Consider the following 19936-nt stretch of genomic DNA (forward strand, 5'->3'; position numbering starts at 1 on the left):
ATTTCAAATGCAATCGATCAGTGTTTTAAGCTCCGTATCAATTTATGGTTTAGGTAACACAGCATGTGTTAATGCCCAGTTGCGCCATTTCACAGAAAGTTTCTTAACAATTTCCGGATATTTTTCCGACAGATCATTTAATTCTGTTTCATCTTCATCCATATTATATAAACGCCACGTTGTATCACCGGCTAATGAAACGAGTTTCCACTTTGCATCACGCACATATCTTGCTTTAAAATGTTCGTTGTACAAAACCCGGGGCTGCAGTTTTGCTTTTGTGTTAAATGCTGGCACTAAACTAATACCACTGTAAGCTGTTATAGTATTGCCTTTAAATGTTTTTGGATACTCAGCAGATGTAAGCTGCAGGAAGGTTGGCATGAAATCCATGACATGTCCCACCTGGTCTGAAAAGCTTCCTTTGTTGCTGATACCTTTTGGCCAGAAGGCGATCATAGGTGTACGCACACCACCTTCATACGATTGTTCTTTTGCAAAACGATACGGAGTATTGGCTACATTGGCCCAACGATGACCAATAGACGCAAACGAAGTTTCAGGGCCTGGTAATACATCTTTGTTTACAGGATAGAAAATAGTACGGCCATCTCTTGTTTGGTTGGGGCGATCGAAGCCGGGACCATACCTTGCACAGTCTTCGGGGCTTGCACCATTATCACTTAAAAATAAAATGACGGTATTATCAAGCTCACCGGTTTCTTTTAATGTGTTGATGATGCGACCAATGCCCTGATCCATTCTGTCGATCATTGCCGCATGCACGGCCATTGCATGTGCATCCCAGTCTTTTGTTGGATTGTTTTCCCAATTGAGATCGTTATTAATTCTTGGAGAAAGTTTCGTTACTGTAGAATCGATCAACCCAAGCTTTGCCATTTTTTTGTAACGTGCTATACGAATTGCATCCCACCCTGTTTCGTATGTTTGCTCGTACTTTTTAATATCCTCCGGCAATGCATGTAAAGGCCAATGCGGAGCTGTTTGTGCAACATAAATAAAGAATGGCTGTTCACCTTTGCTAAACTGCTTAATATAAGTTACAGTCGTGTCATTGATCGCATCTGTATGATAGTAACCGGCCGGCACTTTTGCTACAGGCGTTGTCCCGTTTACCAAACTGAAGGGATCGAAGAAATCAACTACACCAAAAATATTTCCATAGTATTTTTCAAAACCCCTGCTTGTTGGGTATTGCTCAACTGGTGAAAAGAATGGATGCGATGTTTGATGATTGAGCCATTTTACCTGCTCCTCTTTTGTGGGTTGTTCAATGGTATTCGACACATGCCATTTACCCGTCATAGCTGTGCGGTAACCCGCTGCATACAATACTTCGGCAACTGTAACGGCATTAGGCGTAATAAATCCACGATAACCTTCTTCTTTACGGGGCGTAGTCATTTCACCAATGCCTGCCTGGTGATTGTATAAGCCTGTAAGTAACGAAGCTCTTGTTGGGCAACAGCGTGATGTATTATAAAAATTACGGAAGCGAACACCGTTTGCTGCAAGATAATCGAGGTTGGGTGTTTGTATTTCGCCGCCATAACATCCAAGATCAGAATAGCCGAGATCATCGGCCATGATGAGGATAATGTTTGGTCGCTTCTTGTATGCAGATTTTATTGCTGACTTTTGTGCATCTGCTGCATTTGCCAGCAGTAGAAATGTAACTACTATTGAAATTTGGAAAAATGGCTTCATGTGAATCATCCGTTAGAAAATGGCTTGTGTTCTTTGTTTCAAACACAAAACAGATCGTTTGATGTAAAGCACCTTAAAACATTTCGCATCACTTATTCCTGCTGTTTCAATATTTTGCCGTTCTGTTTCAGTTGCAGGAAAAACCTGCATCGTTTTGTTATCCAAAACAGCCTACGGCGTAAGTTCGTTATTTAATTTTTATTACCATTTTATCCAACCCGATTGAATTATTTTTATACAGTCTTGACGCATTAAAAAAACAGATATGAACAAAAAACAACTCATTGCAGCATCGCTACTTTCTATAAGTATGTTCTCAAATGTTTTTGCTCAGCAAACAAAAAAAGAACAATCAGGCAACCCTTTATTTAAAGGATGGTATGCCGATCCGGAAGCGATCATCTTTGATAAACAGTACTGGATCTTCCCGACTTATTCTGCGCCTTACGGCAAGCAGGTTTTCTTTGATGCATTTTCATCGAAAGATCTTGTTAACTGGACAAAGCATGAACGCATTGTGGATACAGCTGTAATAAAATGGGCCAAGCGTGCGGTATGGGCTCCTTCAATCATTAAAAAGAAAAACAAATACTTCTTATTCTTTGGTGCCAATGATATTCAGAACAACAATGAATATGGCGGCATTGGTGTGGCTGTTGCAGATAAACCACAAGGACCATACAAAGATCATTTAGGTAAACCGCTCGTTGATAAATTTTACAATGGTGCACAGCCTATCGATCAGTTTGTGTTTCATGATAAAGACGGCAAGTACTATCTTATTTATGGAGGATGGCGTCACTGCAATATTGCACAACTGAAAGATGATTTCACAGGATTTATTCCATTCAACGACACAACTACGTTTAAAGAAATTACTCCTGAAAATTATGTGGAAGGACCATTCATGTTTATCCGCAATGGGAAATATTATTTTATGTGGTCGGAAGGTGGATGGACGGGACCGAACTATAGCGTGGCATATGCAATTGGCGATTCGCCTTTTGGACCATTCAAGCGTGTTGGAAAAATTTTACAACAAGATCCCAAGATCGCTACAGGTGCCGGGCATCATTCTGTGATCAATATTCCCGGAACAGATGAGTGGTATATTATTTATCACCGTCGACCGTTAACGGAAAAAGATGGCAACTCAAGAGAAACCTGTATTGAATATTTATCGTTTGATGAAAATGGATTTATTAAGCCTGTTGTCATAACAAATGAAGGAGTGAAAGCAAGAAAGATAAAATAAAAACGAACGGCAACTGGAAAGTTGCCGTTTTTCTTAACTGCTGATGCTTAACTCTAAAACGCTTGCTGCTTGCGTTATGCCTGCTCGGTTAGAAAACACTGCAGGATTTATTTCTCAATAATCATTTGCTATGTTTGTTCGTCATCACAAAAACAACTTCACCACCATTCATTAAGTCTGCATGTTTTAGAGCAGTTCCGGTTAATGCTTTCCCATTAATCAGAACCGTTTTTACATACATATTCTTTTCACCCTGGTTCTGCACTGTAATCTTCAATTGTTTTCCATTCTCTAAATTGAATATTGCATTGTTTACGATCGGACTGCCGATCTCATATTCATCCGAGCCAGGAGCAACTGGATAGAAACCGAGTGAACTGAAAATATACCACGCACTCATTTGTCCGCAATCATCATTGCCACCCAACCCATCAACAGTTGGTTTGTATTGATTGGCTAAAATGCGGCGGATCAGCTCCTGTGTTTTCCAGGGCTTGCCTGCAAAATTGTATAAATAAGCTACGTGATGCGCAGGTTCGTTGCCATGTACATAAGTTCCAATAATTCCTTCACGTGTGATGTCTTCTGTTTCTGCAAAATATTTATCGGGCAAATACATGGTGAACAACGAATCCATATTGGCTAAAAACTTTTTCGTGCCACCCATTAATGTAATCAGATCAGTTGGATTGTGCGGCACAAAGAAACTGTAGTTCCATGAGTTGCCTTCGATCAATCCTTGTCCATGTGTACTCAACAGATCGGCATTGGGTAGGAAGTTGCCATTTGCATCTTTGCGTTTTACAAAACCATCTTTATCGAATACATTTTTGTAATTGGCTGAACGTTTGATGAACTCATCATACACATCCATACGCCCCACTTTCTTTGCCAGTTGTGCAATGGCCCAATCATCATAAGCATATTCCAACGTATTAGAAATTGATACGCCTGATTTTTCCGTTGGGATATAACCATACTTGATGTACTCTCCTATTCCTTCGTAATTGCTGCGGCGTGCAGTGGCAATACATGCATCTAACGCTGCACTTGCATCCACATCGGTTGTGCCTTTTACAATTGCATCAGCCAATACTGCTGCACTGTGGTAACCACTCATGCACCAGTTATCGTTGGCGTAATGGCTCCAGATGGGCAGCATATGCAATGCACTTTGGTTGTAATGCGCCATCATCGATTTCACCATATCGCTGTTTCGTTTCTGCTGCACAAGATTGTACAACGGATGCAATGCACGATAGGTATCCCACAACGAAAACGTGGTATAGTTAGTAAAGCCCTCTGCTTTATGATTGTTCTGATCAAGCCCACGGTATTGCCCATCTACATCCATGAATGTATTTGGCGCAATAAACGCATGATACATGGCCGTGTAAAAATTCTGCTTCGTTTCCTGGTTTGCATCGATCTGAATGCGTTGCAATTCTTTCTCCCACTTTGCACTTGCTTCAGCAACTGTTTGTTCAAAATTCCAATGGGGAATTTCAGTGCGCAGATTGAGCAATGCGCCTGCAGAACTTACACCCGACAACGCAAACTTCATCTTCACTTTTTCATTAGCCTTTGTATCGAAGTTAAAATAGAGTTTTAACTGACGACCTGCGAGATCTGGAAAGTTTTCTTTCTGGTTGAACTTGCGCCAAAAGCCGCCATACATTTCCTGCTTTTCGTTTACACTGCCATAACTTTTAATTGATTTTGAAAACGTAATAGCGAAATAAACAGTTCTTGTTCTTGCCCAGCCCAATGTTTGGCGATAACCGGTAATCAGTGTGTCGTTTTCTACACGCACAAACGTCCACACATTTTTTTCGGGATAATTGTAAATGCCATGCACCATATCGAGGATGATATGTGCATCGTTTGCTTCCGGAAAAGTATATTGATGAAATCCTACCCGCTCAGTAGCGGTCAACTCGGCTTTTACTTTGTAATCATCCAACACAACGCTGTAATAACCGGGACTTGCTTTTTCTGTTTCATGACTATAAGCAGAACGGTAACCACTGCGTGACACAGTTGCTACACCGGGATTCAATTTCAACGCACCGACTGTTGGCATCACTAAAAAATCACCCAGATCTGAATGGCCAGTGCCGCTGAAATGTGTATGACTAAACCCAACAATTGTTTTATCAGTGTATTGATAACCTGCACAATACTTATACATGTTGGGATTGTAACGTCCTTTATCTAAATATTGTAAAGTATCTGTATCAGGGCTCAACTGCACCATTCCAAACGGTACCGTAGCACCGGGAAAGGTATGTCCCATTTTCGCCGTACCGATCAACGGATTTACATACGACGTTAACTTTGTTTGTGCAGATGCAGCTGCTGTTATTCCCAACGCCACAATCCATGCACTTGCTTTTATTTTATTCAACATCTTCATCATTCTAATTGTAAGTGATCTCAACTTTGGGACTTGCACTATACTCTGTCCATAATTCATCCACTGTTTTCCCTGTGTTTGTTTTCCAGAAATCAGCAGAGTATTTATTTGTACGTGCAGCATCATCTAATTTCACCACAAAATCCTTTTGGTATTTCTGTGTGATCCATAAAAGGAAACGTGCAGTAATGCGGTAGGCACTTTTATAACTATGTGTTGCCTGCAACTCAGGCATCGCCCATTTACCTTTTACATTATTGATTCCTTCTGTTGCACGCACATAATCTGCAATGCCTTCTGTAACCCAACCCGGTACATTATTGAATTTGTAGGCCTGCGTTACGTGCATCAGTTCATGTGTTACCACATCAATGTCTTCGGGGTTTTTATGAAACCATGCCGGGTTGTACACAATGCGGTTGTCTGCAGTTGTAACAGCTACTCCATCGTATTTCGGATCGATCACAAAGTTGATCGCCTTCTTGGCATTGAGATTATACTTCTGAATCAGCTTTGGATATTGCAAAAAGAATGCATCGATCATTCGTTGTTTGAATTCCTTTGTCAGGCTGCTTTCTTCATCGATCATGTAAAGTGTTAGACCATTCTTTGAGATTGTGTCAGGCTTTGCAGGTAAAGTAATGGTTGATAAACCCGGAGGCTGAATACCTTTCACTTTATCAAAAAGTGCTTTTTCATCTTTTGAAAATGAATATGGCAGATCCGATTCTTTAGTTACTCTTGCTTTTTCAGGCGTGCTGCTCATGTTTAGCGCAAACGTTCCGCCTTTGATCACATCAAAATAAGAAAGCCATGTTTTGCTGTAAGCTGCGCCATTCAATGTTTGTGTTTTTACATAACGGTTACTTGCACTGTTAGCCGGGGCATTTATCACAAATTTCTTTCCGTCTTCAAACGTTAAGGTTGCTTTCTTAAACAATGGCGCACCTATTACATACTGATCGCTTCCCGGGCAAACAGGATAAAAGCCCATTGCTGAGAAAATATACCAGGCTGATGTCTGTCCATTGTCTTCATCACCACAATAACCATCGGGCGTTGGTTTGTACAAACGATTCATTGCTTCACGCACCCAATATTGTGTTTTGTACGATTCACCTGCATAATTGTAGAGATAGATCATGTGTTGAATCGGCTGGTTACCATGTGCATACTGCCCCATGTTAGCGATCTGCATTTCACGGATTTCATGAATGGTACCACCGTAGTAACTATCATCAAAAATTGGAGGTAATGAAAACACAGAATCGAGCATGTTTGCAAACTGTTTACGTCCGCCCATCAGGTTTGCCAGGTTGTCAATATCATGAAACACACTCCATGTGTAATGCCAACTGTTGCCTTCGGTAAATGCATCTCCCCATTTCAACGGATTGAATGGTGCCTGGAAATCGCCTTGTGCATTTTTGCCACGCATCAGTTTATGTTGTTGATCAAAAACATTTCTGTAGTTAAGTGAACGCTGTGCATACAACTCAATTTCAGATGTAGGACGACCAAGCTTCTGCGCCAGTTTGAAAATGGTGAAATCATCGTATGCATATTCCAATGTACGTGCAACATTCTCATTGATCTTTACATTGTAAGGCACATAGCCAAGTGCATTGTAATATTTTACACCATAACGCCCTACCGCATGCATTGGCCCTTCATTGTTGGCACCGTTCAATAAGCCTTCATACAATTTATTGATATCAGCAATCTTTGCGCTTTTCAAATACGCATCTGCCACAACAGAAGCTGAGTTATTTCCAACCATTATATCTGCAAACCCGGGACTGCTCCATTCAGGAAGAAAGCCACCTTCTTTATATGCATTCAGCAAACCTTCCTGCATTTCCTTGTTTACAGATGGATACATCAAATTGAGGAATGGATACAATGCACGGAACGTATCCCAGAAACCTGTGCCGCCATACAAATAACCTTTTTCGGTTTTTCCATTGTATGGACTGTAGTGCACAATTTCTCCAGCCGCATTTTTCTCGTACAGTTTGTTCGGGAACATCACTGCACGATAGTAGCAAGAGTAAAATGTTTTCAGTTGTTCTTCAGTTGCACCTTCTACCTGTATTTTACCCAATACATCATTCCACAGTTTTTGTGTTTCTGCTTTTACAGCATCAAATGTTTTGTTGCCCACTTCATTTTTCAAATTCAGTTCGGCTTGTTCAATACTGATGAATGAAGATGATGTTTTAACAATCACCTGTTGATTTGCTTTGCTGATGTTGAAACCAATTACTGCGCCTGTGGTATCAGCTTTAACTTCCAGTCCATCTACATATGCATCCTTCGACCAAACTTTTTTAAACGTAAACGGAGTATTGAACTGCAATACAAAATAGTTGGCAAAATTTTTCAATCGGCCTCTTGCATGGTACGTGCTGTAACCAACGATCTTGTTTTCTTCGGGAATAATCTTAATATAACTACCTCGGCGGAAACCATCCACCACTACAAATGCACTATCCGTTGAATGATAAGTGATGCGAAAAATTGCTGCACGTTCTGTTGGAGTGATCTCTGTTGTGATATTATGATCGGCCAGGTACACACTGTAGTAATGCGGCTGTGCCACTTCTGTTTTATGTGTAAACCAACTTGCTCTTTGTTCCTGTTTAAAAACGGATCTTTTTGAAACGGGCATAATTGAAAACAAGCCGTAATCATTCATCCATGGTGATGGCTGATGTGTTTGCTTAAATCCACGGATCTTATCAGCTGTGTAAGTGTATTGCCAACCATTTCCATTCTCGCCTGTTTGCGGCGTCCACATATTCATTGGCCAGGGAGTTCCAATTGCCGGGTAGGTATTACCATTCGACAAATCAGGTTTCGATAATGTTCCCATCAGCGGATTTACATATTGTACTAGATCTTTCACCTGGGCTGATACTGCAGCTGCACATGACAGGGCTATTGCCGCTATCGCTATTTTTCTTTTAAACATGTTGAAGTTGATCCTTTAATTGTATTGCGAAGTAAAATTATTTTTCAGAAGAAATGCATTGATTGTTACCAGAATGTATTCAATATGTTACAGACGGAAAATCTGTTTTTGCTTTATTGAACTGAGTTTCCCATTCTGCAGGCCAGCCAAAAGCTGTTGTGGCAAGCGGTTTTAAATTTACACCTGCTGCCCCACTCCAAAAATGAATAAACTCACCCCAGTTCATGTCTCTCGAGTATTGCCGGTTTCCATCTTTGGGGAAATTAGCTTCAAGCAGCTTAAAAAATTTATTTAATACAGCGCTATTACCATATTGATTGTAGATTGGGTAAAACCAATTCTTAAACCACTGTGTATTGGTTTGAGGAAAGTTATCTGTTGTAGTCATCATCAGGTTATACCAACGATCAGCATCTGCAGTGCGACCGAGTCCACGGTAAACGTCGTAAATATAAATTTCCATCCATTTGCTGTCTCTCCAAATGGAAAATGCAGGCGAGCCCTTTGCGTTATTATTTGCACTTTCTACTACATGTCCTACTTCATGTGTTACAAGATCCAAATCGTTGCCGGTTCCGCTTGTCCATGCGTTAAGACTTGATGAACCACAGTCAATCACATTTTTATTATCGTGGCGGTTACTGTAATAATAACCCGGATGGCCACCACTATATTTACCGGCATGAAAAATGGCATACAGTCGCTTATCGGTTCCAAATTCGTAACCGTAGGTTTTTCTTGTGTACTGCCACACTTCTTTTACAAAAGTATTTGGCCATGTAATACTTTTCTGCACATCATTGTCAAAGTAGACAACAAGTGATGTGTCATAATAGACCCTTGAAATTAATTGTGTATGATCGAACCAATGTTCCTGCCAGGTTGATGCGGGTACATCATAATTAATAACTGGCGGAGGTATTGTATCTGCCGTTTGTTTCTTTTTGCAACCCGATATCAATAAGCCAACTGCCGACAAAGCCATCATCATTCCGCTTGCGAGCATATTCCGTTTCATTGTTTTATTTGTTTGCCTGAACTTTTTCCGTGCAGTTGGTTTTATTGATACAAAATCATCCTGCATTCATCTAAAAAAAAGAGCTGCAGCAATCAGTTGATCAACTGCTGCAGCTCTGTTGAATTATTCGTACCTGATCAAACGCCACTCACCTATCTGCACAAGCGAGCTACCGTTGTTTGCCGTCATAAATATTCTGTAATAAGAATAAGGCTGCGGTGTTCCCGGAACTTCAAAACGTCTTGTTAGATAGCGTGCTGAAAACATCTCGCCGGTACGGGTATCAATATCAACCCATGTTGTATTGTCGGTCGATCCCTGGAGTTTCCAATCTTTCATATCACGGGATGCAGCATCATTTGCAGATGTGATCGTATACGCACCAACTGCAACCGGCGTTGCAAACTGAAGCTTAAACCATGCACCACCATTAGTAGCAAGGGCTGTAGTCCATGATTGAAACAGGTATTTCGTGTTAACATCATTATCGGTGAGCTTGGGTGAACCTTCGCCAGCAGCAGAGCCACCGTCGTTTTCATTGCTCACTGACAATGTACCAAGCCCTGTAACATCAATTGATTTTTTCAGCAATGTATCGAAGCGGAAATAGGTTGTTTGTAATGTTGAAACAATTTCTCCGCTTGTAACGCTGGATAGAGTGATGGGCAATATATAACGAACACCCGGCGTAACTGTATTTGTTTTTACAGTTAATGTTAATGGTGTTGAACTTGTTGCACCCGATGGAATAACTGAAGTTAAACCTGATAGTTCGTAACTGGTTGCAGGTAACAATGTATAGTTTGTTCCGTTTGCAGTATTATAAGCAGCCACTTTTGCAGCATCAACAACAAATGAAACATTGTTATCCGAACCGGCAAATTTTACACCACCATACGCTGCACCAAATACAAGTTCTTGGCGTGTGTTGGTTGATGTAAATAAAAGATCCGTCTTAGCTCTTGTACCAACAGCCTGTGGCATATAGACAGAACCTTCGTTGGCCAGCTTCACTTCTTCCGGCTTGTTACAGGAAGCTATTGATGCTGTTATTAACATCGCTCCTATGAATTTATAGAGATTATTTTTTTGCATCTTAGTTAATATGAGATGATGAATAGAATGAATTACCAACCTGTGTTTTGTTTAATGAGTGGATTTTTCAACACTTCATTTGCAGGAATTGGAAACAGGTAATCTCTCTTGCGGAAAGTTCTTGTCTCCAACAACGTTTTGGTATAAAATGCTGTACCATTCTTTGTTCTGTCCATACCGTAAAATGGACCGGCATCTGTTTGCTCTGCTATCTTCCATCTTCTTGTTTCGAAATAGCGAATGTTTTCAAACGCAAGCTCTACTCTTCTTTCTGCACGAATAGCTGCACGCATTTCGGCCTGGTTCGCAGGAACAGCCAGTGGATTAACACCTGCTCCATACTGCGCCACACCTGCACGTTCACGAATAAAGTTGAGATACTTCAAAATATCTGCATCCGCAGGGTTTGATTCATTCAATGCTTCTGCATAATCAAGATAGATCTGGCCTAAACGTAAATACAAACTACCTCTTGCATCATCCGTATTAGCAACACCTTTGCGAATGATATAACCTGTTGGCGACACATCCGATGTACTTTGTGCAAGACCTGAATTACCTGAAAATTCCATATTGGTAATAATCGGATTACCGGTATTCTGATCAGGATACAACCAAACACTATTTGTATAAGTAATACCTACATAAAAACGAGGTTCACGGTTTACCCATTGATTGAACGTTGAACGGGTCGTATTATCATACGGTGCTTTAAAACTGCTGAAACCAGTCGCAGTATAACCCGAAGTAGGATCGGTGATAGGTTTACCATTTGCCATGAAGTACGCATCTACCTGTGCTTGTGTTGCTCCGTTTGAACCTGCACCACGTTGACTGGCATAACCTGCATGAAAAGGTGTACGATCGTAACGAATAAGACCGTAACCTGAGTTAGAACGACCAAAGATCCATTCTTTGTTCCAGCTTTGTGTAATTACATCACGACAGGATAAATAAGCTGCTTTAAACGCATCGGCATCGGAAACACGATACAGATCATAAGTGCCCGGTGCATACTCATTCAAAAAATCTTTTGCAGCTGCCGCTGCTTTCGTCCACTTACTTACATCGTAGGTTTGATTGATTAGATTCTTACCATCATCGTTTTTCAACGTGGCATAATCCGTATTGCCGTTAAACAGCGGGCTTGCCGCTAACATCAGCACCTGTACTTTATAGGCTTTAACAACAGGTTTTGTGAATTTTCCTAAAACGTCATTCGGATTTGGTGTCGGCAACTCGGTATATGCTTTATCCAGTTGATCAACCACGAAACTGATACATTCATCAAAAGACGTACGTGGGCGATTTACTTCATCGGGGGTAGCCGCAACCGGAATAAGGTCTTCTCCAAGAATTACAACGGGACCGTAAATGCGTAATAACTGATAATAAAAGAAAGCTCTTAATGCTCTTGCTTCACCTTTAAATTTTGTTTTTTCGGCAACACTAAGTTCTTGTGTAGCTCCGTCAATACGCTGAATAAAATCAGTTGCATTCCGAATCGCACGGTAATAATTATCCCAGTAGGACGACACGTTACCATCTGTGTTAGCCCATGCACTTTTGTTCATGTTATTGGCATACACAAAATCCCAGGTGTATTTGCCTTCATCCGATGCACCGGTCCACACTCCAGAATTTTCTGAACCTGCAAAACGTTGTGCATGTTCATTGGGCATTGCCTGGTAAATATTACCGATATAACGTGTTACATTAGTACGTGTTTTAAATACATCATCGATGGTGAGGATGTTGTCGGGCACAGTATCAAGATACTTTTTACAGCTATTCATTGATACTAGAGCCGTTATAAGAGATATAGAAAGAAATAATTTTTTCATGTTCGTTTGTTTGGATTGATTATAAGGTAAACTCAATACCCAAAGAGAAGTTTCTGATGTTGGGATACGATGCACCGTTACCAGTATTTAATTCAGGATCCCATAATTTAAACTTGCTCCAGTAAAACAGGTTAAAGCCCTGACCATATATCTGTGCACTTCTGAAGCCCGCTTTCTTCACCCATTTCTCAGGTAAGTTGTAACCAAAAGCAAGACTCTTTAAACGCAGGAATGAAATGTCTTTCACCCACCATGTACTTGCAACAGCATTGTTCTTGTTGGCTGCGTTACCGTATGCAAGACGTGGATAGAATGCATTGGGATTAGGATTTGCTTCTGTCCACCTGTCTTCTGCTATAGTGAGCAGGTTACTTCTTTCAGGACCAGTGCTGTTGTTAAATGGAATAATACCATCACCACCCAACAAACGGTCGGCACCTTGTATACCCTGGAAGAAAGCACCTAAATAAAAACGTTTGAATTCAACATTGAAACCAAAACCATAAATCCAATTGGGCACATCACCATTACCAATACGGCTTACGTCGAGATTGTTGATCAAACCATCGCTGTTGAGATCTTTGTATCGAATATCTCCCGGTCTTGGAATACCACCCAATGGTGTTTGATCAGGAGCATTGTCAATTTCACGTTGATTGCTGAAGAGTCCGATTGCAGTATAGCCATAAGTTGATATAGCGTTATAACCTCTACGCTCCATGTAAGGGTATGGCTGCGTTGGCTGATCATTTTCCATGATCATATCACGGTTATATGTAACCGTTCCTCTGAAATCCCATTTGGTTTGTCCCCAGTAGAAAGCAGTTGTTTCAACTGTAGCATCAAAACCGGCATTGTTAATTACACCGAGGTTACCAAAAGGATTATTGTTTAAACCAACATAAGCAGGAAGACTTGCTCTTTGAAGAAACACACCTGTTCTGTGTTCCTTAAAGAAGTCGAGAATAACAGAGAGTCGTGAATCCAATGTTTTGAATTCAATACCCAGATCTTGTTTGCGTGATTTAGACCACTGAACAGGTGCGCCATAAAATTGCACCTGCACTCCGCCGTTACTGGGTTGGTTAGATGTACCATTGCCCCATAAGTAGCCAGCTGCATTGTCTACTACCGTAGTTAAAAAACCAAAACGACGACCACCGGAGCCGGCACCTACTAAACCATCAGAGTAACGAATCTTGAAGAACTGAAATACGGGCTGTACAGCTTCAAAGAATTTCTCTCTTGATACAACCCAGCCCAATCCAATGGAAGGGAAGAAACCAAAACGGTTTTCTGGTGCAAAGTTCTCAGAACCATTGTACCCAAAGTTTACTTCAGCAAAATATTTATCCTGAAAGGAATAAGTACCACGACCAGCGGCACCCATACTTCTAAAAGGTAACGATGCGGTAAGATCGCCTGCGAACGCATCAATATATGAACGTTGATTATACAATAGCAAACCTGTAACACGATGATCTTTTTTAAACTCACGGTCATAATTCAGTGCTGTTTCAAGATAGTAGGATCTGTTGCCACCATTACCTCTTCCATAAGCGAGGTTATCGGAACCTGACGTGATAACAGGCAACAAATTCACCGAACCGTCGGCATTATAGGGAGTAATAGGATTTATTTTGTACGTATTACGCTGTCGTGTGCGGCTTATGGTTTGTGAGTTGAATGCATCAAAGGAATATAAACCATACACAGATAAACCCGGAAGTATTGCTTTCAGATCCTGCGTGATTCTTGCATTTGAATAAACCTGGTTGCTGGCGATGTTTACATAACCTGTTTGTGTAATTTCTTCGTAAGGATTACGTTGTGCGTTAGCAGCATTAATACCGGGCACAAGATTTCCCGGATACATCTTCGGATAGAGTATTGGCGTTGTTTGCATCACTTCTCTGAACGCCTGCTGTGCATTATACCCAGGCGTGTTGAGATTGGTGATATAACCTTGAATACCCAAATCGAACTTAGTTGTCTTTGTCCAGCTCATGTTAATGTTGCTGGTGAAGTTGTAACGTTTGAAACGTTGATCAGATTCATAACTTTGGGAGCCGTCTGTTTTCAGCAAGCTTTGTTCATCATAATATGCCAGCGCCACATAATAGTTTGCTAATTCAGCACCGCCACTTGCACTAAAGTTAAAACGACGTGTAACGCCTGATTTATTAAATATCTCTTTCATCCAGTCAACATTTGGATAGAGGTATGGTTGATTACCTTTTAATGTTGAATCAATATAAGCCTGAGAATATTCTGCAGCAAGCCCAGATGCAATGCGTGCTTCATTACGCAGATTCATATATGATTCGGCACCCGTTTGCTGAGGAAGTTTGGTGAATGCTGTAATACCTTGGTTGTAATTAAACTTCAACACAGCTTTTGCTGCTTTACCCTTTTTAGTGTTGATGAGAATTACGCCATTAGCACCTGCCACACCATAAACGGCCGTAGCCGATGCATCTTTCAATATAGTGAAGGAAGCAATGTCTTCAGGATCGAGTGAATTGATATCACGTCCCTGTACACCATCAATAATAACTAAAGCACCAGACCCATTCGGCCCGAATGTTGAAATACCCCTAATCCAAAGATCAGCTGTATTTTCACCCGGTAAACCTGTACGTTGCACACCGACTATACCCGATACACGGCCGGCGAGTACTGTACTAAGGTTAGCAACAGGTTGTTTCAACTCTGTAACGTTTACCGTTGATTGAGCTCCAACCAAGCTGATCTTTTTTGCCTTACCAAAGCCCACAACAACTACTTCTTCCTGGCTACCTTGTTTGGCATCCATGATAATTTCGAAATAAAGTGTGTTGTTAACCGGGCGTGTAACTTCAATAAACCCTACATAAGAAAATACCAGCACATCGCCGGTAGTAACAGTGAGTGTAAACTCACCTTTTTCATTGGTAGTTGTTCCAACATTGTTTTTACCTTGAACGGTAACACTTACATCGGAAATAACTTTGTCCAACCTGTCTTTAACCACACCGTTGATTTTTACTGTTGTTTGTGCAGTAGCCCAATTGGCAAGCAGGCTGAAGCACAACAGTAAACTCAAGAATGGTTTACATGCAATTGTTTTGCTCATAAATAGTTTTGGTTTAAGAAAATGATAGCAATACTAATTTTTATAAAATCATGCTGTGGTCAACACAAACCGAACAAATAGTTAATGAATACTTAACGTAAAAAGTTTAGAGGGCAGAAATGAGTTTTTTTGTACTTTCCTTGCTGCTTGTAAAACCAGTGTGCCATTTATGTTTAAAGGAAACCGGATTTTCTTATTTAAAGTCATTGCTATTATCTGCACCGTCATTCTTTGCCTGGAGCAGTTGATCCACATCCGTAATATTTACAAGCTGGAAGAGAAAGTGTATAATATTGATGAGAAGAAGATCATTAAAAAGGCATATGAGGAAAGTATTGTAAATGATAAAGTGTTCCCGGGTGCTGTAAAGATTATTGACAGCATTCTTTACAAGCAGTTCGATAACCTGGAAGTGTTTGCATTGCATAACACCGATGCATTTAAGAATTTATCAGCCCGTTTGTGCGATACTTTATTTAAGGCATTGAATGAAGCAAACAATATGGATAAGTTTTTAGATTCACTCAAGCGAAAACATAATCTTAGTGCCAAACTTGAGTATGCATTGTTTATCGAAAACTTCGCAATTGCTATTGAACCCAACCAGTATTACACAATTTTTTCTAATACTGAATCAGATTACAAAACTTCCGTTCCTTATTTGCAACATCATGGAGCAAAAATTGGCGGCACATTAAAAAACTACAGCCCGCAAACACTTGCTTCGGCCCTAAAAGTAAGTGCCACTACCGCTCGTAGCTACCGTATGAATTTTGCTTTGTATTGCGACCGACCTGATCGCTTGCAACAAATCGTTTATAAAACATTACCCCAAACACTTCTGTCGATCTTTTCTATTGTGGCCATCCTGACAATTTTCTTTTTAACCTTTGCTAACTGGATCAGGCAAAAGAAGTCAAGTGAAATGAAATCAGATTTCATTAACACCATCAGCCATGAATTTCAAACCCCACTTACTACGATCATCATTGCTAACAAAACAATTGAAAACGAAAACCAGATTATCAAAAGTCAGAAGCTTGATAATTTGCACAGCATTATTAAACGACAAAGCGAGCGTTTAACCATTCTAATGCAGCAGGTAATTGAAACCGGGGGTGAAAAACCGGTGCGGCTTGTTTTGGAGAAACATCGTATTAATCACGAGTTGGAAGAAATCATTTCAGACTACCGTATAAACGTTGATCTTGCAAACACGACTATTTCATTTGCAAATAAAACGAATGACGATCTTGCGTTGCTCGACAAACTGCATTTCACCTCCATCATCCTGAATATTCTCGACAATGCGGTGAAGTACAATCATAAATCATTAAAAGAAATTGCCGTTACTACTTATGCAAAAAACAGTCAAACGCTGGCATTGAGTATAAAAGATAATGGCGATGGCATGAGCAATAAAGTAAAACGGAAAATGTTTATGAAGTTTTACCGTAACCCATCGCTTGTAAGCAGCAATGCACCTGGTATTGGTCTTGGTTTATACCATTCCAAGCAATGCCTCGATGCACACGGCTGGGATTATGAAGTAATAAGTAAAGAACAGGTTGGCACAGAGTTTATCATTTACATACCAACTGTTCAGGATCAGGCATAAGATTTATGTTGTAATGTATTAACGAGGTGAACATGACAGAGAAAATACTTTTTGTGGAAGATGAGCAGGATCTTGGTAGTCTTATTAAACAATACCTTGAAACGAAAGGGTTCGATATTGATTGGTATGATAATCCTAAGAACGCATTAAAAGCATTCAGGGAAAATGCTGCCAATTACGGGCTTTGTTTATTAGATGTGCAAATGCCGCAAAAGAGCGGCTTTGAACTGGCTGAGAATATTGTCAAGATCAAAGAACATATTCCGTTTGTTTTTTTAACTGCACGTACAGAAAAGAAAGACCGGCTTACAGGATTGAATATTGGAGCAACCGATTATATAAGTAAACCATTCGATATAGATGAGCTGGCATTAAAGCTGAAGAATATTCTTAAGATGACTTCAGGAGCCGTTGCACCAAAAGTGCAGCTGTCATCTTACATGATTGGTGATATTTTGTACAACAGGGAACAACTCACTGTTACAACTCCTGATAAAAAAGTAGCGAAGCTCACCACACGTGAAGCAGAACTTATCGAATACTTTTACCAGAATAAAAACAAGCGTATTAAGAAGGAAGAAATTCTCGTTCGCATCTGGGGCGAGAATGATTATTTCCTTGGAAGAAGTCTTGATGTTTTTATTTCACGGTTAAGGAAAATATTTGCTCAATCAAAAAAGATAAGCCTGAGTAATGTGTATGGAGCCGGTTATATTTTTAACGTGGAAGAAGATGTTTAACTCTTGGTTATTTTTTATATAAATGCAAATATTCTTTGGTTAGTCTTCCCCACTCCTTCACATCAGCTTCGATCCAGTTTCCATTTGAAGCTGCTGAGGGATTAAGGATGGAACAGGTTTCTTTTTTATCCGATACAGACCATGCAATCCAGCTCAGCCCACGAGCATCCATCCAGTCAACAAATGCTTTCCATTCTTTGTGATCGAGAGGCCCATCTCCTGTAGCCTCCATACCGGCACATTCTGAAACAAAGATGGGTAATCCTTTAGCGATCGCTTCGTCAGTGCGGTCACGCAACCATTGTTTATGTGTGCCTGCATAAAAATGCATGGTGTACATCAGGTTGCCAAATCCTTTAATTGGATCTGCAGCGGGCAAATGAATATCCTGATCCCATTTTGGTGAACCAACAAGAATAATATTGTCCTTGTCAATTGCACGAATAGCTTTGATCACTTCTTCTGAATATGCTTTTACTTCGGCCCATGTTTCATAATCAGGCTCGTTGAAAATTTCATAAATGATATTTGGATGATGACCGTATTCTTTTGCCATCATTGAAAAAAAATCAACTGCTTCTTTCGTATGCATATTGTGATCATGCCAATCAATGATCACGTACACCTTCTCTTTGATGCTGGCATCAATTACATTCTTCATCAACTTCACCGATTGCTCCGGACTTTTGAGATAGCCACTGGCGTTTAACTCGATACCCATTGATGCACGCACAACAGTAGAGTTCCATTTTGTTACCAGTTCTTTCACTGCTCCCTCGTTATAAAAACGTGGCCAGAGATTGTGCCAGCCGAAACTCATGCCATGTAAAACAACAGGATTGCCTTTTGCATCAACAAGCTTGGTGCCTTTTACACTTAACTTTCCGTGCTGAGCAACGGGTTGTGATTTACCTGCAAAACAAAATGCAGTTAAAAGAATAATCAGAAATAGCTTTTTCATTTTTTGTATACCTTTTTTAGATCTTTCTCAAACAGCGTATAAGGATCGTTGTAGAATTGAATAAAATTTTGTTCCGAGACTTGGCCCGGAAAAGGAGCATAGTAATGGGTCGGGCTTTTACTGTCGTTCCGCCACACCAGCACATAACACAACTTCAATTTACTTCGTTGGAGTATTGCCAGCAGTTTATCTGTCCACCATGTTTCATTGGGAATTGACTCAAGACCTGTTTCCGTAAATGCTGCTAATTTATTTGATTTGATGGCATAGTCAGAAACAATCTTCAACTTTCTGTAGCCTGCTTCGGGATTATACCTTCCATAGCGACCGAAATCTCCATAGTTATCCATACCTACCATATCAACATAATCATTACCTGGGTAGCGTTCCAAATATTCTTCTTCAGTTGCAAATGTATTATCGGGAGAAAAAGCATAAATAAAATTATGAACCTGCAATGAATCACGGAGGTAAGTAACTGTAAAACGCCATAAGTTTTTAAATTCATCAACGGTACAATGACTTTTGCCCCACCAGAACCAATCACCATCAAACTCATGATATGGGCGAAAAATCATTGGAACAGTTTTTCCATCATTGCCTTTGATTGATTTTGCCAGATCGGCAATGGTTGTAAGAATTGATTTATACTGTTCGTGATGCGTTCCACCCGGGATAATATTCTTTACAGCAGCGGCAACAGTTGAATCATTCCAGTAAAAAGATGTTGGTGAAACCGGGTTATTAAAATGCCAGGAAACGGTAGTTATTCCTCCCCTGTTGTAAGTATCTGAAATGTTTTTACGCAGTGCTACCTTTTCTTTTTCAATCATCTGCTGGGGCTGGCCTGATAAGCCGCTCAAGTCGACACCAATAACAGCCGGGTGCGATCCTGTGACTGACTTTACGTCGCTTCTGTTTTCATCGCCTACCCATCCATGTCCGTATTGAGTTGCATGCTGATGGCCGAAAAGTATATGGTTTTTAGAAAGTTTATGCAAATTTTTAAATAATGCTTTTGTTTCCTTTGTTGCCAAAGGATCAATCAACTTCATTTTCGTTTGGGATAAAGAAGTAATTGAAACAGTAAGCAGCAAGAAGAAATAAAGTATCTGTTTCATGTAAATAATGTTTCGTGATATATTGAAAATCCTCCATGAATTCAGTGTTAA

At 40.3% G+C, this 19936-nt stretch carries 12 protein-coding genes; 3 read left to right on the forward strand and 9 right to left on the reverse strand.

Translation table 11 applies throughout. The features are described 5' to 3' along the window. Positions 1–42: 42 nt before the first annotated feature. Positions 43–1728: an arylsulfatase gene (locus ACO1QW_RS10380; protein ID WP_486258217.1), complete on the reverse strand. Its 1686-nt coding sequence runs from the start codon at positions 1726–1728 to the stop codon at positions 43–45. A 265-nt stretch (positions 1729–1993) separates the two neighbouring features. On the opposite strand from ACO1QW_RS10380, the gene ACO1QW_RS10385 reads away from it, so the two are divergent. Continuing rightward, the gene (locus ACO1QW_RS10385; protein ID WP_486258219.1) at positions 1994–2983 is read left to right on the forward strand and encodes a glycoside hydrolase family 43 protein; all 990 of its coding nucleotides are present in this window, start codon (positions 1994–1996) and stop codon (positions 2981–2983) included. A 121-nt stretch (positions 2984–3104) separates the two neighbouring features. Here the strand turns inward: ACO1QW_RS10385 and ACO1QW_RS10390 are convergent, their stop codons facing one another. The 6 genes from ACO1QW_RS10390 to ACO1QW_RS10415 form a co-directional block, all read right to left on the reverse strand. Next, positions 3105–5402 carry a GH92 family glycosyl hydrolase gene (locus ACO1QW_RS10390; protein ID WP_486258221.1) on the reverse strand — a complete coding sequence of 766 codons (2298 nt, stop codon included), beginning with the start codon at positions 5400–5402 and terminating at the stop codon, positions 3105–3107. Position 5403: 1 nt separating this feature from the next. Further along, entirely contained in the window at positions 5404–8373 is a 2970-nt protein-coding gene (locus ACO1QW_RS10395) for a GH92 family glycosyl hydrolase (RefSeq protein ID WP_486258222.1), read from the reverse strand. Positions 8374–8452: 79 nt separating this feature from the next. Then, a complete protein-coding gene (locus tag ACO1QW_RS10400) occupies positions 8453–9391 on the reverse strand; it encodes a hypothetical protein (RefSeq protein WP_486258225.1) in 939 nt (312 codons plus the stop codon). Between the two features lie 123 nt (positions 9392–9514). Next, positions 9515–10486, reverse strand: a complete 972-nt coding sequence (locus ACO1QW_RS10405; protein ID WP_486258227.1) for a BT_3987 domain-containing protein — start codon at positions 10484–10486, stop codon at positions 9515–9517. Between the two features lie 32 nt (positions 10487–10518). Further along, on the reverse strand, positions 10519–12330 hold the full coding sequence (locus ACO1QW_RS10410) for a RagB/SusD family nutrient uptake outer membrane protein (RefSeq protein WP_486258229.1): 1812 nt from the start codon (positions 12328–12330) through the stop codon (positions 10519–10521). 19 nt (positions 12331–12349) lie between these two features. After that, positions 12350–15445: a SusC/RagA family TonB-linked outer membrane protein gene (locus tag ACO1QW_RS10415; RefSeq protein WP_486258231.1), complete on the reverse strand. Its 3096-nt coding sequence runs from the start codon at positions 15443–15445 to the stop codon at positions 12350–12352. Between the two features lie 169 nt (positions 15446–15614). Between ACO1QW_RS10415 and ACO1QW_RS10420 the strand changes: the two genes are divergently transcribed. Both ACO1QW_RS10420 and ACO1QW_RS10425 read left to right on the forward strand, forming a co-directional pair. Then, positions 15615–17063: a sensor histidine kinase gene (locus tag ACO1QW_RS10420; protein WP_486258233.1), complete on the forward strand. Its 1449-nt coding sequence runs from the start codon at positions 15615–15617 to the stop codon at positions 17061–17063. Positions 17064–17095: 32 nt separating this feature from the next. Then, positions 17096–17803: a response regulator transcription factor gene (locus tag ACO1QW_RS10425; protein ID WP_486258234.1), complete on the forward strand. Its 708-nt coding sequence runs from the start codon at positions 17096–17098 to the stop codon at positions 17801–17803. 7 nt (positions 17804–17810) lie between these two features. On the opposite strand, the gene ACO1QW_RS10430 is transcribed toward ACO1QW_RS10425, so the two are convergent. Both ACO1QW_RS10430 and ACO1QW_RS10435 read right to left on the reverse strand, forming a co-directional pair. Beyond that, positions 17811–18764 (reverse strand): glycoside hydrolase family 5 protein, encoded by a 954-nt coding sequence (locus tag ACO1QW_RS10430; RefSeq protein ID WP_486258236.1) that lies wholly within the window; start codon positions 18762–18764, stop codon positions 17811–17813. Then, the gene (locus ACO1QW_RS10435; RefSeq protein WP_486258238.1) at positions 18761–19885 is read right to left on the reverse strand and encodes a glycoside hydrolase family 26 protein; all 1125 of its coding nucleotides are present in this window, start codon (positions 19883–19885) and stop codon (positions 18761–18763) included. Before ACO1QW_RS10435 ends, ACO1QW_RS10430 begins: the two co-directional genes overlap by 4 nt. Between the last annotated feature and the right edge of the window lie 51 nt (positions 19886–19936).

The sequence above is a fragment of the Lacibacter sp. genome, assembly GCF_057361365.1.

Excerpts from the sequence above, each read along its gene's own strand:
- ACO1QW_RS10415 (WP_486258231.1), bottom strand. The coding sequence starts at position 15,445 with ATGAGCAAAACAATTGCATGTAAACCATTCTTGAGTTTACTGTTGTGC.
- ACO1QW_RS10385 (WP_486258219.1), top strand. The coding sequence starts at position 1,994 with ATGAACAAAAAACAACTCATTGCAGCATCGCTACTTTCTATAAGTATG.
- ACO1QW_RS10400 (WP_486258225.1), bottom strand. The coding sequence starts at position 9,391 with ATGAAACGGAATATGCTCGCAAGCGGAATGATGATGGCTTTGTCGGCA.
- ACO1QW_RS10405 (WP_486258227.1), bottom strand. The coding sequence starts at position 10,486 with ATGCAAAAAAATAATCTCTATAAATTCATAGGAGCGATGTTAATAACA.
- ACO1QW_RS10410 (WP_486258229.1), bottom strand. The coding sequence starts at position 12,330 with ATGAAAAAATTATTTCTTTCTATATCTCTTATAACGGCTCTAGTATCA.
- ACO1QW_RS10420 (WP_486258233.1), top strand. The coding sequence starts at position 15,615 with ATGTTTAAAGGAAACCGGATTTTCTTATTTAAAGTCATTGCTATTATC.
- ACO1QW_RS10435 (WP_486258238.1), bottom strand. The coding sequence starts at position 19,885 with ATGAAACAGATACTTTATTTCTTCTTGCTGCTTACTGTTTCAATTACT.
- ACO1QW_RS10395 (WP_486258222.1), bottom strand. The coding sequence starts at position 8,373 with ATGTTTAAAAGAAAAATAGCGATAGCGGCAATAGCCCTGTCATGTGCA.
- ACO1QW_RS10390 (WP_486258221.1), bottom strand. The coding sequence starts at position 5,402 with ATGATGAAGATGTTGAATAAAATAAAAGCAAGTGCATGGATTGTGGCG.
- ACO1QW_RS10380 (WP_486258217.1), bottom strand. The coding sequence starts at position 1,728 with ATGAAGCCATTTTTCCAAATTTCAATAGTAGTTACATTTCTACTGCTG.
- ACO1QW_RS10430 (WP_486258236.1), bottom strand. The coding sequence starts at position 18,764 with ATGAAAAAGCTATTTCTGATTATTCTTTTAACTGCATTTTGTTTTGCA.
- ACO1QW_RS10425 (WP_486258234.1), top strand. The coding sequence starts at position 17,096 with ATGACAGAGAAAATACTTTTTGTGGAAGATGAGCAGGATCTTGGTAGT.